The sequence below is a fragment of the Polaromonas sp. P1_G4 genome (assembly GCF_056405475.1).
Genome location: NZ_JBFUCA010001051.1, coordinates 1 through 571, shown reverse-complemented (window position 1 = coordinate 571; position 571 = coordinate 1). Strand labels below are relative to the sequence as shown.

Genomic DNA, 571 nt, shown 5'->3' with positions numbered 1-571 from the left:
GTTTGTCACGCCTGAATACAACCGCTCGATTCCAGGTGTGCTGAAAAATGCCATTGACCATGCCTCACGCCCTTATGGCCAGAGCGCCTGGGATGGCAAGCCTGCCGGGGTGATCGGGGCATCGGTTGGTGCGATTGGTACTGCGCTTGCCCAGCAGCATCTGCGCAATACCCTGGCTTACCTGAATGTGCCTACGCTGGGGCAGCCTGAGGCTTTTGTCCACAACAAGGACGGTTTGTACGACGCTGATGGCAGCATCAGTGAAGGCAGCCGCAAGTTTTTGCAGGGGTGGGTGGATGCTTATGTGGGGTGGGTTAAGAAGCACGCCTGAGCTTGCGTTTCCCGTTGCTGCTCTTGTTCGGCGGCTACGCTTTTTGCTGAGAGTGGTTGGCCGGGGGTTGCCCGGCATGCAACTCACTTTCTTTTGCTTCRCCAAAAGAAAGTAAGCAAAGGTCACGTAGTGGGGATTCGCTCACTTCGCGAAGCGAAGTTACGCGAATACCAAAAGGCGACCCTGCTGTCTGCGTCCCTTCGCTTCGCTACGGGCAGCCTGCGGTGCTCGGTCCAGCCG

1 protein-coding gene is annotated in these 571 nt (G+C 57.5%); it reads left to right on the top strand.

The window, feature by feature from the left end; genetic code table 11:
- Window positions 1-331, top strand: a 331-nt coding sequence (locus AC1D1X_RS25300) for an NADPH-dependent FMN reductase (protein ID WP_477699637.1), incomplete at its 5' end; no start/stop codon positions are given.
- Between the last annotated feature and the right edge of the window lie 240 nt (window positions 332-571).